This is a genomic window from Polaribacter sp. HA6-7 (genome assembly GCF_055693625.1).
Genome location: NZ_CM146338.1, coordinates 199711 through 214898, shown reverse-complemented (window position 1 = coordinate 214898; position 15188 = coordinate 199711). Strand labels below are relative to the sequence as shown.

Genomic DNA, 15188 nt, shown 5'->3' with positions numbered 1-15188 from the left:
AGAAAGATGAAGACAAAAATTTTATCAATTATAGCAGTTATAACCATGTCTTTTGCCACAAATGCGCAAATAGACAGAAGTAAAATGCCTACACCAGGACCAGATCCTGTTGTAAAATTAGGAAGTGCAGAAAAATTCTCTTTAAACAACGGATTAACAGTAATTATGGTAGAAAACCATAAATTACCTAGAGTTTCTGCTACTTTAAGAATAGACAATAAACCTTATTTAGAAGGAAATATTTCGGTGTTTCGGTATGATGGGAAGCTTATTAGGTAGAGGAACTACTAATATTTCTAAGGATGATTTTAATGAAAAAGTAGATTTTTTAGGTGCAAGTGTAAGTTATTACAGTACTGGCGCTTCTGCTAGATCATTAAAAAAATATTTTCCAGAGGTTTTGGGTTTAATGGCAGACGGTGTTAAAAACTCTACATTTTCTCAAGAAGAATTCGACAAAGAAAAAGAAGTTACTTTAGAGAATTTAAAATCTACAGAAAAAAATGTGCCAGCAATTGCAGGTAGAGTTCAAAATATTTTAGTGTATGGTAAAAATCATCCTTACGGAGAATTTACAAGTAAAGAAACTGTAAATGCGATTACGTTAGAAGATGTAAAAAACAATTACAATACATATTACAAACCTAACAATGCTTATTTAATTATTGTTGGTGATATCAATCCAAAAGAAACTAAAAAGTTAGTAAAAGATTTATTTGAAGGTTGGCAAAAAGGAGAAATCCCAACATCAACTTATCCTGCTCCAAAAAATTTACCAACATCAGCAATTAGTTTTGTAAACATGCCAAACGCAAAACAATCTGAAATTTCTGTAATTAATACTACAGATTTAACTTTAGGAGACAAAGATTATTACGCTGCTTTATTAGCCAATAAGATTCTTGGTGGCGGTGGTTCTGCAAGACTTTTTAACAACTTAAGAGAAGACAAAGCCTATACTTATGGTTCTTACTCTGGTATTAGCCAAAGTAGAGAAAACAACACAGCAACTTTTAGAGCAACTGCAAGTGTTAGAAACATGGTAACCGATAGCGCTATTGTAGAAATCAAAAAAGAAATTAACAAAATTCGTTACCAAAAAGTTACAGAAAAAGAATTACAAGATGCTAAAGAAGAATACATTGGTGGTTTTGTAATGGATGTTCAAAAACCTGCTACTGCAGCAAGTTATGCTTTAAACATTGCTTTGTATGATTTACCGGAAGACTTTTATGCTAACTATATTAAAAACATCAACTCTGTAACTGTAGATGATGTTCAAAATGCTGCTATCAAATATTTTAGAGGAGATAAAGCTAGAATTATGGTAACTGGTAGAGGAATTGACGTTCTTAAAAACTTAGAAAAAACTGATTACGTAATTAGTTATTTTGATAAAGAAGGAAATCCTACAGAAAAACCAGAAATGACAATGCCAATTCCTGAAGGAATGACTGCAGAAACTGTAGTTAATAAGTATTTAGATGCTATTGGTGGTAAAGACAAAGTTATGGCTGTAAAAACTACCATGATTGTTTCTAATGCGACTATACAAGGCACGCCTTTGGTTATGACAATGAAAGCTGCTGCACCTAATAAATCTTCTCAAGAAATTGCGGTTATGGGTAATGTAATGCAAAAAACTGTTTTTAATGGTGCCACAGGATATTCTTCTGCAAGAGGTCAGAAAAAAGATATGACTGCAGAACAAATTACAAAAGCTAAAAGCGGTAACGCACTTTTTAGTGATTTAGCTTACAGCGCTGGTAAACTTTTAAGAATAGAGCCTTTAGATGGTAAGAATGCTTATGTTTTAGGGTTTAATGACAAAGAAGTATTTTATGATGCAACTACCGGATTAAAAGTTAAAGAAATTACGACTACTAAAACTCGAGACGGAAAAGAAGTAAAAACACCAACTGTTTATTCTGATTACAAAGAAGTTAACGGAGTTAAGTTTCCGCATGCAATCGGAATTAAATGCGGACCAATGAACTTAGATTTTGTTGTAAAAGAAATTAAAATAAATGAAGGTGTTTCTGATGCAGATTTTAACTAATCAACTTTAGAATCATACATTTTACAAAGAGCCAAGATTAATTTCTTGGCTCTTTTTATTTTTTCTTATTTACTAGATAAACTCCAAAAAGTATAATTACACCAGCAAATATTTGAAGAGGACTTAACTTTTCTCCGTCTAAAACTCCCCAAAAAATGGCTACTAACGGGATTAAATATGTTACAGATGATGAAAAAACTGGATCTGAAATATGAACCAATTTATTGTATATCGTTTTTGCGATTCCTGTTCCTACAATTGATAAGATAGCTAAATACCCTAAAGACTGCATCAAAATCTTATTATTAAAATCAAAATTTTTAAAAAAATCTGTAAAGTTTAAAACAATAAAAGCAGGTACAATCAATAATAAAAAATTACCAGTAACAATAGACAAAGCATTTAAATCATTTAAATACTTTTTTACCATATTAGCATTAAAAGCATAACCTATCGAAGCTATAATAATTAGAAACGCATACCAATAATTTTGATCAGGATTTAAAGCTGCTCCTTTTAAAATCAAAATTAATGTACCAATTAAACCAATTAAAATACCATATAGTTGTGTTCTTTTAAATCCGAAACCAAATACAATTGCACCAAAAATAAGCGTATTAAATGGCGTTAAAGAATTTAAAATTGAAACAATAGAGCTGTCTATTGTTGTAATTGCAAAAGCAAATAAAAAACCAGGTACAAAAGTGCCGGCAATAGATGTAAAAATGATGTATTTATAATGCTTTTTCTTAATTTTTTTAAGTGACGGAAAAGCGACTAACAATAAAAATATCGAAGTAAAAATCATTCTTAATGCACCCAACTGTATTGGTGTAACACCCAATAAGGCTTTTTTCATCAGAATAAAAGAACTACCCCAAACCAAAGAAAGTAAGGTTAAATACAACCATTTTTGTTGCTGATTATTCATGCTTCGTATATTTCTGAGTACAAAAGTGTAACAAATATTAAAATATAAACACGATTATTGATAAATTTGTAACATAATTTAATAATTAAATATTATGAACACTAAAAGAATATTATTTTCTCTAGCTATTACTTGTTTCGTTTTTATAGGATGTGCTAAAGATGTAAAAAAAGAGAATGTATCTCTAGCTATTTCACGGTATGACTTGCGAAATTGGTTGTGCAAAAACAATTCAATCTAAATTATCTAAAAAAGAAGGTGTAATAGATGCTAAAGTTGTTTTTACTGATAGTATTGCTAATATTGCTTACGATGCAAACACAACATCTAAAAGCGAATTGATTGCTTATGTTAACGGAATTGCTGGCGGAGATTTATATACGGCCTCAGAAACTTCAACAGAAGTAACTAAAACTAAAAAATCACATACTTGTTCTGATGATTGTAAAGAAAAGTGTGAATTAAAAGCAGAAAAAAAGGCTGTTGTTCGGTAAAACAATCGATGGTAAAATGATTTGTGCAGAAGATTGTAAAATGGCTTGTTGCGACAAAAAAGAAACTGTCTAAAACAACAGTAATTCTATAAATTAAAAAAAGCAGGCTTAAAGCCTGCTTTTTAATTTTTATAAAAGTTTTAGATTATAAACCTGCACTTTTCCAAGTCCAAGTAGAAACATCTACTTTAGTTCCTGTTTTATAGTCTGCTGTAGTTGTTGCTGCAGCACCATCTATAATAACATTTGCTAAAGGACCATTGTCTTTCATATCGATGTTCTTAGCATAACCTTCTAACCAAATGTTAGTAATAGTTGCACCGAAGTCTTTTTAAATTGTAAAGCAGTACCATCTACAGTAGAAATAGCAGTTAAGTTTACAAACTTAGGGTTTCCATTAGCTTTATCACCTTCAAAAGCAGTAGAAAAACCAGATTTTGTATGAGAAATGTAAGTATTAGTTACAGTACCATTCCATCCTTCTGTCCAGTCTACAGAATCATCTTCGTTATTTTCTAAGTATAAGTTTGAAGCAGAAACTGTTCCACCGAAAAACTCTACACCATCATCTGCTCCATCAACTACAGAAATGTTTTCTACAGTTGTACCGGAACCTACAGCGTAAAAAGAAACTCCGTTGTATTGAGATTCAGAATTAATCTGAGCACCTGTTCCTTTAATTACTAAGTACTTAATAGATCCGGAGTCATCCGCATCTTCTGTTCCACCGTAAATAAAACCACCAACTTCTGCTTCTGCATTAACACCCGCAGACGTTGTTGCTTTACCACAAATTGTTAATCCACCCCAATCTCCTGGCTCACGGAAGCAGATGCAATAACTACTGGGTTAGTTGCAGTACCTTGAATATCTATTTTACCACCTTGTAAAACTGCAATGTAAACACCAGTTCCACCATTTCTTGCAGTAATTTTTGTTCCTGCAGGAATTGTTAAAGTTGCACCAGATTGTACAATGTAAGAAGAGTTTAATGTATAGTTAACAGAAGCGTCTAAAGTTACATCTGTAGTTACAGCACCTTGTAAAGCACTAGTTTCAAAAGATAAATCTGTTGGTACCCAATCGAATGCAGAAGCTGCAACAGTTGGTACAACAGTAGTGTTTAATGTATAGAAGTACTCACCTGAAGCAGTCATTTCTTCTTCTGTAGCTAAAGCAACTGGCGTGTATCCATCAGAAAAAACTACGTTAGAAGTAGCACCACCATCTGCCATATCTAAATCTACATCATAACCACTTAAAGATAATCCAGTGATTGTTCCTCCGAATTCTTTTTAAATTGTAAAGCTTTACCTCCAACAGTAGAAATAGCTGTAATATCGTTAAATTTAGGATTTCCGTTATCTTTATCTCCTTCGAATGCAGTAGAAAAACCGGATTTAGTATGAGAAATATAAGCAGTATTTACTGTTCCATTCCATCCTTCTGTCCAATCGATAGAATCATCTTCGTTGTTTTCTAAGTATAAGTTAGAAACAGAAACTGTACCTCCAAAAAACTCTACACCGTCATCAGAACCATCTATAACAGCAACATTGCTAACAGTTGTACCAGAACCTACAGCGTAAAAAGAAACACCATTATATTGAGAGTTTAAGCTAATTTGAGCACCTGTACCTTTAATAACTAAATAGTTAATAGAACCGAACTGTCTTGATCGTTAGTACCACCATAAATAAAACCACCAACTTCTGCTTCTGCATCTACCCCTGCAGTTGTTGTAGCTTCACCACAAAGAGTTAAACCACCCCAATCACCAGGATTTCCTGAAGCTGAAGACATAATTACTGGAGATGATGCTGTACCTTGAATATCTATTTGACCACCTTGTAAAACTGCGATAAAAACGCTTGTTCCGTTGTTTAATGCTTGAATTTTAGTTCCTGCTGGTATTGTTAATTTAGCACCAGAGTCAATAGTAAAAGCTGCATTAAGATTGTATGCCACACCAGGATCTAATGTGTAATCTTCATCTAAATTACCATTCATTATCCCAACCTTTAAGTTTTCTATAACTTCAGATTCGTTACCTGGTAAAATAATATCTGGCTCATCACTACCACAATTGGTTAATGTTAAAGTAGCAAGCGAAAAAGCTACGATATTAAGAATTTTAAAAACTGATTTTTTCATTGTATTTTGTTTGATTTTAATTTTCCACAAAGAAATCAACTAATCCTTTTCTTTTCTTTATGTAAATATTAATCCTATGTTAGCATTTATTACAAAAACTACCCTTTTGTTAAATAATCGTTAACCTAGTCTTAGAAAGTATATTTTACACTTAATGTAAGCTGACTTCCTTTCTTATAAGATAAAACAGTTTGATTTGTTTCTATCTCTGTGATTAAGTCTCTAACTTTTTGAGTTTGTTTAATTTCTGGGTTTAATAAGTTTCTACCTACAAACTTTACAACTAAATTATCTGTAAGTTTTTTACTTACAACTAAATCTAAAGCAACAAACCCTTTTTCTAAAATTTCGTCATTATAAAGAGATGCACTATTTGCAAAATCTTCTGGTGATCCTAAGGCAAATATTTTATCCGAAGAATAGTTACCAGTTAAAGTTGCAATAAATTCTTTTTCTTTTTTATCACTGTAACTTAAAGAGCTATTTATAATAAAGTCTGAAGCTCCTTGTAAACTAGATTCTGTAATATCTTTATATTGAAAGTCTTTTAACAAATCTTGTTTTAACCACATTTTAGTAATGTTACCAGTAATGTTTAAAACACCTTCATCGTCATCATTTTTTATTAAATCTGTTTTAGCTTCAAGCTCTACACCATAAACTTCTGCTTCATCACCTGTATTAGAATACACAAAGTTACCAGAAGAACCTCTTGCTTGCGCTAAGTTAATTGGATTTATAATTTGCTTATAAAATGCCGTTGCAGAAAACAATTGCCCTCTTTGAGGAAACATTTCGTATTTTAAATCTAAGTTATAAATGTCAGATTTTTCTAACTCAGGGTTTCCTTTAATTACACGACCTGTAGGAGAAACATACTCGAAAGGTGCTAATTCTTTAAATTCGGTAAAGTTTGTGTAATACTTGATGCGAAACGTAAGTATTGATTTTCTTTAATTTCGTATTTTAAATTTACACTTGGGTATAAACTTTCATATACTCTATTAATTGTACCTAGTCTACCTACATAGTTTGTTACATCCCAAGTAACATCTAATTCATTTCTTTCGTAACGTAAACCTAAATTACCAGAAAGTTTTTCGTTTAATTGAAAATCGAAGTTTACATAACCTGCCATAATATCTAAATCTGCATTGTATCTATCTACCTCACCTACTCTTAATCTTAAACCATTATTAAAATTAGTTGGTGTAAAAGTTTCTGATAAATCATCTATAGAAGGTGCCGTAAAATCTTTTGCTCTAACACCAACAAATAAAGATCTAAAAGTTCTTTCTTTGTGTCTAAAGTTTACACCATAATTTAAAGAATATGGCTTATCGTCATCTTCGTTTTTAGCACCTAAAGCCCATTTATTTTCTATAAAAGCAGTATATTCTTTATCTTGAATTTTCTGAGTAGATTTTCTTTGCTGATAATCACCAACGTGAGAATACTGAATTAATGGCGAATTTGTAATATCTAAAATATTAACTTCGTTTCTAATTCTGTTTGGCTCTTCTGCTAATACAAAATTGTAACCTCCAGCCCAATTTATTGTATTATTCTCGTTCCATTTATGTTCTCCCATTAATTGGTTTACAAACATTGTTGTTTGTAAAAAGTTTTGATCTCTTACAAAAGCGCCTTCTTCTTGCGGATCTTGATCAAAAACATATCCTAAACCATTTCTACCTTGCTCGTACAAGTTTGTTCTACCTGTATTTACAAAAAGAGTGTTGTATTTAAGTTTATTATTATCGTTTAATTTTATTTTGAAGTTTACATAACCTGTTGTATTGGCTACAGAACTGTATTGCTCTGCATCAGAAAAACTATTATCTAAAACATTAGATCTGTAAGAATTAAAAACACCTTGTTGGTGTGTAAAAGATTTTGAGTGAGAACCCGTTAAGAAAACAGCTACATCTTTACCTAAAACCGTAAATTTATTTGCTGCAGTAAAAGAACCACTAAAATTAACCGGTGTAGACATTGCTTCTGTACCCCAACCTTGGTTTGTAATTAAATCTTGTAATGCAAATGTTTTTTTATGAAAACCTAAAGTAACATCATTATTAATAATTGGTGTTCTAAAATCACCGTTTAAACTTGTTACGTTTGTGTTAGTACCACCAGAAACAGATATAGAAAAACCTTTTTTAGTATACTCTTTAGAACCTATATCTACATTACAGTAACCTTGGTCTGCATAACTAGAAGTAGCATATGTTTTACTTACACCTATATTTTTAATAACACTTGTAGAAAATAAGTTTAAGTTGATGTTTTTGTTTGATACATTATCCGAAGGAATAGCTAAACCATTCATAGTTGTAGACAAGTATCTATCTCCTAAACCTCTAATAAATATATTTCCAGTTCCTTCACTTTTTGTAACACCAGAAATTTTAGTTGTTGCATTTGCTGCGTTAGATACACCAACCTTAGCTAATGTTTGCGCACCAATACTTTCTTTAATTACAGTTGCTTTCTTTTGTTCTAATAATAATGCATTTGCAGATTCTTTACTTGTAGATGTTTTAATAACAACCTCGTCTAAACCTACACCTTCTTCTGCAGACATAACTTGGTTTAAAACTACAGTTTCTCCTGCTTTAATTGTAAATGTTTTTTCAACAGTTTTGTAACCTAAAAAACTAAAAGAAACAACATGTGTTCCTACAGGTACTTTAATAGAGTAATTTCCATCAAAATCAGTTGTTGCTCCAACATTTGTACCTTTAATTAGAACATTCGCAAAAGGCAAAGGCTCGTTATTTGTTTCTTTATCGGTTAATAAACCCTTTAAAGTTCCTTTGTCTTGCGCGATTAACACTTGACTTAATGCTATAAAAGCAATAAATAAAATTTTCTTCATTTTGTATGTTATTTACTTTGGCAAAAATCCGTTAGGTTTGTAAAGTCTATGTTAGTTGTAAATTATCGTTGCGTTATTAGCGCGTTAAGACAATGTTAACCAAGCGTGTTTATATGTTAATTTAACATTTCTTAATAATTTTATGGTTTAATAATAAAATTGTTATTTTTGACGCGTTCTTAAATGAATTTCATAACATTAAGATAACGTAGTCAACAGATTGAGTATTTAACTTTGCTGCTTAAAATTTTTGAAGAAAAATGGGTGATCCATATATTTTGATGCTTGTCGCTTTAGCTGTTTTAGCTATTGTAGATTTAGTTGTTGGTGTAAGTAATGATGCAGTAAATTTTTTAAATTCTGCCATAGGTTCTAAAGCCATTTCTGTAAAGAAAATAATGATTATTGCTAGTGTTGGTGTCTTTTTTGGCGCTGTAACTTCTAGCGGAATGATGGAGGTTGCAAGAAAAGGTATTTTTAATCCTGGTATGTTTGTTTTTCAAGATGTTATGTACATCTTTATGGCAGTAATGATTACTGATATTCTATTGCTAGATATCTTTAACTCTTTAGGAATGCCAACTTCTACAACCGTTTCTATTGTTTTTGAACTTCTAGGATCTGCTGTAGTTATTGCGCTTATTAAAATTGCAAATAACGATGCCGAAAACATTAGCGCTATCTCGGAATTATATCAATTACAATACCGCTACAGATATTGTTTTAGGTATTTTACTCTCTGTAGTTGTTGCTTTTTCTGTTGGTGCAATTGTGCAATACTTCTCGAGACTTATTTATTCTTTTAACTTTGAAACTAGACCTAATTATATAAATGCTTTATTTGGCGGTTTTGCAATTACAGCAATTACATATTTTATAATAATTAAAGGTTTAAAAGGTACAGATTTCTACGGCAGTATTGCTGGCTTATTAGAAGGAAATACAATACAAATTATAGCTGCTAGTTTTTTAATTTGGACATTAATTTCTGGATTGTTAATTCGTTTTTTAAAGATTAACATTCTTGTTTTAATTATAGGTGTTGGTACTTTTTCTTTAGCAATGGCTTTTGCTGGTAACGATTTAGTAAACTTTATTGGTGTGCCAATTGCTGCATTAAACTCTTATGAAGCTTGGAGTGTTTCCGGTGTAGATCCTCAGTTATTTTCTATGGGAAGTTTGGCTAAAAAAGTACCTTCTAATATTTGGTTACTGCTATTAGCTGGTGCAATTATGGTTGTTACTTTATGGACCTCTTCTAAAGCTAAATCTGTAATAGAAACTGGTATTAATTTATCTAGACAAGGTGAAGGTCATGAAAAATTTCAACCTAATAATGTTTCTAGAGTTGTTGTTAGAGCTGCAATGTTTTTAAATGTTGGTATTAATTATATCATTCCAAAGAAAACACAAACATTTATCAATTCTAAATTCGAAAAACCTGTTTTACAACTTACCAAAGATAAAACTTACGAAATGCCTGCTTTTGATTTAGTTAGAGCTTCGGTAAACTTAATTATGGCAAGTGTTTTAATTTCTATAGCTACTTCTATGAAGTTGCCACTTTCTACAACTTATGTAACATTTATGGTTGCAATGGGTACTTCTTTAGCAGATAGAGCTTGGGGTAGAGAAAGTGCAGTTTATAGAGTTGCTGGTGTTTTAAATGTAATTGGTGGTTGGTTTTTAACTGCAATTATTGCATTTATTGCAGCAGGTGTTATTGCTTATTTAATTAGTTTACACATTGCATCTATTCCTTTATTATTAATTCTTTTAGCTGTTTTAATTGGTAGAAACACCATAAAACATCGTAATAAAACAAAAGAAGTAAAAAAGAAAGATTACATAGAAAGAGCTGAATTAATTACTATTAATGGTGTAATTGAAGAAAGTGCAGACCATATTTCTGGTGTTGCAGAAAGAGTAAACAAATTGTATACAAACGTTGTTAACGATTTAGCAAACCACGATTTAAATAAACTTCGTAAAACAGATAAACACGTAGAAAAGCTTAATAATGAAATTGATAGCTTAAAAGATGGAGTGTTCTATTTTATAAAATCTCTAGATGAAACATCTGTACAAGCTAGTAGATTCTACATTATGGTTTTAGGTTATTTACAAGATGTTGCTCAGTCTATTAGTTATATTTCTAGAGCAAGTTACAAGCACGTAAACAACAATCATAAAAACTTAAAGAAAGGGCAATTAAAAGATCTTAAGGAAATTGATATTGAATTGGCTTCTCTTTTAATGAAAGTAAATGCTACTTTTAAAAATAGAAGTTTCGATGATTTAAGTCAGATTATTTTTGAAAAAAGACAACTCTTAAACCATGTTTCTGATTCTGTAGAAAAGCAAGTTGCTAGAATTAGAACAGATGAAACAAGCCCAAAGAATACAACTCTTTATTTTAGTTTATTACTAGAAACAAAAGATTTAATTTCTGCATTAATGAACCTTTTAAATACATACGAAGAGTTTTATTTAACTACGAAATCTAAAAAATAAGATTACTATTTATACATTAAAAAAAGCCATGAATTAATTCATGGCTTTTTTTATTTATAGTTTTAGTTTTTTAAAACCAAAACCCTAAATTAAATAACCATTGCCCATCTGTATGATCTGGCGTCCAGCTATATTTTATTTCTATAGGTCCCAAAAAAGAATCATAACTATAACCTAAGGCATAACCGAGATTTTACATTTTCGAATAAATCTAAATCTTTAAATACATTATCTTCTAATCGTGCATAATTTGCTATAAATGAAAAATAATGAGAATCGCCTACTCGATATCTAAAATCAAATTGAGATTTTATAAAAGAATTGTTAGACAAATCTGCCAATTCATATCCGTATAAAGACACAAAAGTATTTATGTAATTTTGATTGTAACCACCTAGATAAAAATCGAAAACATTAGAAGTTGGTTGCCCAAAAGTAAAACCAGCTTCATTAGTATTTAGAAATGTAAATCTATCAAAAATAGTTTTAGCAAAACCTAACGTTCCTTTTGCTTGCGAAAACATTGTAAAATTATCATTATAATCTGTTGATGCGATATACCATTTAAAATTTAAATCGGCAAAATAACCTTTGGTAGCAAAGTATTTTTTATCGTAAGTATCTAACTTTATATATCCGAAGGCATTAAAATAATTACTTCTATCGATTATTGTTTCTCGGCACATCATTAGTAGATAATGTTTCTGTTGATGCTTTTAACCATTTATGTTCTGCACCTACACCTAAAGCAAATTTTCTATTAAATGTAGTCTGAAAAAAGGCTTGATTGGTAATATCTGTATAACTTAAATTGATACTACTTACGTTGGGCAAATCTGATACTTGATTATATTTCGAATTACTTCTAAAGTGATTGTAACGAGATCTAAACCCATAACTTATATAAAAACCATTATCTACAAAATAATTTAAATTGTATCTTAAATTATCACCTAAAATCATGTCTAAAGAAAACAAATCGTTTTTTTTAAGTAAATGTTTCTGGTTATAACTAGCCAAAACACTCGACTTATACAGCAAGTCGTAATGTACACCTAACTTTAAGTTTGCATTTTCGTTAGATTCTTTTAACTTAAAGTCTAACAAATAACTTCCGTCTACTTTTTTAATTAAATTATATTCTATTCGGTTATAATTTCTTGTTGCAGAAAGCAAATAAATCTTCTTTGTAATGTCGTTTCTAGATAAACTATCTCCATTTTTTATATTTAGTTTTCCCAAAACAAATGCTGCGTATAATAAGAAGCTCCATCAATTCCAATATCAGAAATTAATAACTTTTCTGTGCTAAATTCTAAGTTTTTTCTTTTCTTTTTTGTTTGTTGTTTGGCCGCAATTTCATCAAAAACCTTTGCATATTTAGATGCTTCGATAACACCTTTTTTTAAAATTTCTTCTTTTTTATCAAAATCTACAACTGTATAATTATAAATTTCTGGATGAATATAAACATCTAACTTTTTTACCTCTTCATCAGATTTACTATACATTTTATAGCTCATAATCCGGTTTAATAAAGCAACAACAGAGTTTATTTTATCTTTCTGAAATAGTTTGCCTTCTACATCTACGCCAATCACAATATCCATTCCTTTTTGCTTTAAAATACTCACAGGAAAATTATTTGCAATACCACCATCAATTAACAGCTTATCATCAATCTCTACAGGATTTAAAAGTGAAGGAAAAGAACCACTTGCTCTTAAAGCTAATGGTAAAGAGCCTTTTTCTAAAATTACTGGCGATCCGTTTTCTACATCTGTTGCAATACAAAAAAACGGAATTGAAAGTTTAGAGAAATCTTGATTGCCATCTACAGAATCGAAAAGTTCTAACAATAAGTTTAATACATTTTGTCCTTTAGAAATTGCTCTTGGCAAACCTATTTTACCTTTGTTAACCGGCAGCGTAACTACAGATTTTTCACCATATTCTTTCTCGAAAAAGGTTTCTGAACTTCTAGGTAATCGGTCTCTTAACAGCGTTAAGAAATCTGTTTTTAGAATAATTTCTTCTATTTGATTTGCAGAATAACCAGCGGCATACAAACCACCAACAATTGCGCCCATACTTGTACCGCCAACATAATCTATTTGTATGCCAGCTTTATCAATTGCTTTTAAAACGCCAATATGAGCAAAACCTTTGGCACCTCCTCCGCTTAAAACCAATCCTACTTTTGGTTGTTTACTTTGCGTATAAATACTTAAGGTGATAAGAGAAACAAAAAAAGTAGTTTTATTTTCATGATTATTGTTTGTGATAATAATTGTAGACTTTTAAAGCTCTAGAATTACCAATTGTAGCTTTTAAATCTTCTAGAGAAGCATCTTTTACACGTTTTGCCGATTTAAATTTACGCAATAATGTAGTAATTGTTTGTTTACCAATATCCGGAATTTGTTCTAACTCAGATTTTATAGCACTTTTACTTCGTTTATTTCTGTGAAATGTTATTCCGAATCTGTGCGCCTCATTTCTTAAATACTGCGTAATCTTTAAGGTTTCAGATTTTTTATCTAAATATAATGGTATTGGATCATCTGGATAATAAATTTCTTCTAATCTTTTAGCGATACCTATTATGGCAATTTTACCACGCAAACCTAAAACCTCTAAACTTTTTAATGCTGATGAAAGTTGTCCTTTACCACCATCTACAATAATTAATTGTGGTAACGGTTTGTCTTCTTCTAGCAAACGTTTGTACCTTCTAAAAACAACTTCTTCCATAGAACCAAAATCGTCTGGCCCAACAACAGTTTTTATATTGTAATGTCTGTATTCTTTTTTACTTGGTTTACCATCTCTAAAAACAACACACGCAGCAACTGGGTTTGTACCTTGTATATTCGAATTATCGAAACATTCTATATGACGAGGCTCTACAGAAAGGCGTAAATCTTTTTTCATTTGCGCCATTATTCTTTTTGTATGCCTTTCTGGATCTACAATCTGAACCTGTTTAAATTGCTCTTGTCTATAATATTTTGCATTTCTTTGAGACAGCTCTACAATACGTTTTTTATCGCCTAATTTAGGAATTGTAACTTTCAAATTTTCGCCTAAATCTACTTTAAAAGGCACATAAATTTCTGGTGATTGCGATTCGAAACGTTGTCTAATTTCTACAATAAATAATTCTAATAATTCTTTATCTGTTTCGTCTAACTTCTTTTTAATTTCAGTGGTATGTGACTGTATAATCGATCCATTAGAAATTTTTAGAAAATTAGCATAACCATGGGTTTCATCAGAAATAATAGAAAATACATCTACATTATTTATCGACGGATTTATAATAGTACTCTTAGATTGATAATTGCTAAGTAAGTCTAATTTTTCTTTAATTTTTTGCGCCTCTTCAAACTCCATGTTTTCAGCAAAATTTAACATCATTCTATTAAATTTCTCTAGGCTTTCTTTAAAATTACCTTTTATTATGTTTCGAATTTCTTTTATAGACTCGTTATAATTTGTTTCGGTTTGCAAAGCTTCACAAGGGCCTTTACAGTTTTTTAAATGATACTCTAAACAAACTTTATATTTGCCTTCATTTATATTCTGATGACTTAAGTCGTAATTACATGTTCTTAAAGGATATAATTCTTTTATTAAATCTAATAAAACTCTTACTGTTCTTATAGAAGTGTATGGTCCGTAATATTCAGACCCGTCTTTTATAACTCTACGTGTCATAAAAACTCTAGGAAAACGCTCTTTTTTTATACACAACCAAGGGTAACTTTTATCATCCTTTAGTAAGACATTATAGCGAGGTTTGTATTTTTTTATCAGATTGTTTTCTAATAATAAAGCATCTGTTTCTGTATTTACAACAATGTGTTTTATACGAACAATCTTTTTTACTAGAACTCTTGTTTTACCACTATCGTGGTTTTTATTAAAGTAAGAAGCAACTCTTTTTTTAGGTTTTTAGCTTTACCAACATAAATAATTACATCATTTTTATCAAAATATTGATAAACACCAGGTTCTTTTGGTAAGGTTTTTATTTGAAGCTCTAAAGAAGGTATAGACATAGCACGAAAATACCAATTTTTAGTACATATTTAAGAATGTATTACTAGATTATTTTTTAACACTTAACAAGTATAAACACCTAATTTTTAG

The 15188-nt window shown here is 30.4% G+C and carries 13 protein-coding genes and 2 pseudogenes; 4 read left to right on the top strand and 11 right to left on the bottom strand.

Annotated features, from left to right (window positions below; genetic code table 11):
• Nucleotides 1-6: 6 nt before the first annotated feature.
• Together ACZ1HD_RS01210 and ACZ1HD_RS01205 are read left to right on the top strand one after the other, a co-directional pair.
• Entirely contained in the window at nt 7-279 is a 273-nt protein-coding gene (locus tag ACZ1HD_RS01210; RefSeq protein ID WP_472688409.1) for a hypothetical protein, read from the top strand.
• Complete coding sequence (locus ACZ1HD_RS01205; protein ID WP_472688408.1) at nt 257-2059, top strand: insulinase family protein; 1803 nt, start codon at nt 257-259, stop codon at nt 2057-2059. The genes ACZ1HD_RS01210 and ACZ1HD_RS01205 overlap by 23 nt, the downstream gene beginning before the upstream one ends.
• Nucleotides 2060-2114: 55 nt before the next feature.
• On the opposite strand, the gene ACZ1HD_RS01200 is transcribed toward ACZ1HD_RS01205, so the two are convergent.
• Complete coding sequence (locus ACZ1HD_RS01200; protein ID WP_375241165.1) at nt 2115-2990, bottom strand: DMT family transporter; 876 nt, start codon at nt 2988-2990, stop codon at nt 2115-2117.
• 200 nt (nt 2991-3190) lie between these two features.
• Here ACZ1HD_RS01200 and ACZ1HD_RS01195 point away from each other — a divergent pair, with 200 nt between their 5' ends.
• A complete protein-coding gene (locus tag ACZ1HD_RS01195; protein ID WP_472688407.1) occupies nt 3191-3484 on the top strand; it encodes a cation transporter in 294 nt (97 codons plus the stop codon).
• Nucleotides 3485-3629: 145 nt separating this feature from the next.
• Here ACZ1HD_RS01195 and ACZ1HD_RS01190 read toward each other — a convergent pair whose 3' ends face one another.
• From ACZ1HD_RS01190 to ACZ1HD_RS01170, 5 genes are all read right to left on the bottom strand, one after another.
• Entirely contained in the window at nt 3630-3755 is a 126-nt protein-coding gene (locus ACZ1HD_RS01190) for a hypothetical protein (RefSeq protein ID WP_472688406.1), read from the bottom strand.
• 526 nt (nt 3756-4281) lie between these two features.
• Entirely contained in the window at nt 4282-4719 is a 438-nt protein-coding gene (locus tag ACZ1HD_RS01185) for a hypothetical protein (protein WP_472688405.1), read from the bottom strand.
• A 412-nt stretch (nt 4720-5131) separates the two neighbouring features.
• A complete protein-coding gene (locus tag ACZ1HD_RS01180) occupies nt 5132-5638 on the bottom strand; it encodes a hypothetical protein (RefSeq protein ID WP_472688404.1) in 507 nt (168 codons plus the stop codon).
• A 131-nt stretch (nt 5639-5769) separates the two neighbouring features.
• Nucleotides 5770-6567 (bottom strand): TonB-dependent receptor domain-containing protein, encoded by a 798-nt coding sequence (locus ACZ1HD_RS01175; protein WP_472689426.1) that lies wholly within the window; start codon nt 6565-6567, stop codon nt 5770-5772.
• Nucleotides 6528-8519 carry a TonB-dependent receptor gene (locus ACZ1HD_RS01170; RefSeq protein WP_472688403.1) on the bottom strand — a complete coding sequence of 664 codons (1992 nt, stop codon included), beginning with the start codon at nt 8517-8519 and terminating at the stop codon, nt 6528-6530. Before ACZ1HD_RS01170 ends, ACZ1HD_RS01175 begins: the two co-directional genes overlap by 40 nt.
• Nucleotides 8520-8779: 260 nt before the next feature.
• Here ACZ1HD_RS01170 and ACZ1HD_RS01165 point away from each other — a divergent pair.
• Nucleotides 8780-11033 (top strand): annotated as a pseudogene (locus ACZ1HD_RS01165) (inorganic phosphate transporter).
• A 70-nt stretch (nt 11034-11103) separates the two neighbouring features.
• Here ACZ1HD_RS01165 and ACZ1HD_RS01160 read toward each other — a convergent pair.
• The 5 genes and pseudogenes from ACZ1HD_RS01160 to uvrC form a co-directional block, all read right to left on the bottom strand.
• The gene (locus ACZ1HD_RS01160; RefSeq protein ID WP_472689425.1) at nt 11104-11187 is read right to left on the bottom strand and encodes a hypothetical protein; all 84 of its coding nucleotides are present in this window, start codon (nt 11185-11187) and stop codon (nt 11104-11106) included.
• A gap of 13 nt (nt 11188-11200) precedes the next feature.
• A complete protein-coding gene (locus tag ACZ1HD_RS01155) occupies nt 11201-11722 on the bottom strand; it encodes a hypothetical protein (protein WP_472688402.1) in 522 nt (173 codons plus the stop codon).
• Nucleotides 11694-12275, bottom strand: a complete 582-nt coding sequence (locus tag ACZ1HD_RS01150; protein ID WP_472688401.1) for a hypothetical protein — start codon at nt 12273-12275, stop codon at nt 11694-11696. The genes ACZ1HD_RS01155 and ACZ1HD_RS01150 overlap by 29 nt, the downstream gene beginning before the upstream one ends.
• Complete coding sequence (locus tag ACZ1HD_RS01145; RefSeq protein ID WP_472688400.1) at nt 12263-13225, bottom strand: patatin-like phospholipase family protein; 963 nt, start codon at nt 13223-13225, stop codon at nt 12263-12265. Before ACZ1HD_RS01145 ends, ACZ1HD_RS01150 begins: the two co-directional genes overlap by 13 nt.
• Nucleotides 13226-13304: 79 nt before the next feature.
• Nucleotides 13305-15097 (bottom strand): annotated as a pseudogene (gene uvrC, locus ACZ1HD_RS01140) (excinuclease ABC subunit UvrC).
• Between the last annotated feature and the right edge of the window lie 91 nt (nt 15098-15188).

Coding starts and splice junctions, on each gene's coding strand:
- ACZ1HD_RS01210 (WP_472688409.1), top strand. CDS start 7: ATGAAGACAAAAATTTTATCAATTATAGCAGTTATAACCATGTCTTTT.
- ACZ1HD_RS01200 (WP_375241165.1), bottom strand. CDS start 2,990: ATGAATAATCAGCAACAAAAATGGTTGTATTTAACCTTACTTTCTTTG.
- ACZ1HD_RS01170 (WP_472688403.1), bottom strand. CDS start 8,519: ATGAAGAAAATTTTATTTATTGCTTTTATAGCATTAAGTCAAGTGTTA.
- ACZ1HD_RS01205 (WP_472688408.1), top strand. CDS start 257: ATGATGGGAAGCTTATTAGGTAGAGGAACTACTAATATTTCTAAGGAT.
- ACZ1HD_RS01190 (WP_472688406.1), bottom strand. CDS start 3,755: ATGAAAGACAATGGTCCTTTAGCAAATGTTATTATAGATGGTGCTGCA.
- ACZ1HD_RS01185 (WP_472688405.1), bottom strand. CDS start 4,719: ATGGCAGATGGTGGTGCTACTTCTAACGTAGTTTTTTCTGATGGATAC.
- ACZ1HD_RS01155 (WP_472688402.1), bottom strand. CDS start 11,722: ATGATGTGCCGAGAAACAATAATCGATAGAAGTAATTATTTTAATGCC.
- ACZ1HD_RS01180 (WP_472688404.1), bottom strand. CDS start 5,638: ATGAAAAAATCAGTTTTTAAAATTCTTAATATCGTAGCTTTTTCGCTT.
- ACZ1HD_RS01195 (WP_472688407.1), top strand. CDS start 3,191: ATGACTTGCGAAATTGGTTGTGCAAAAACAATTCAATCTAAATTATCT.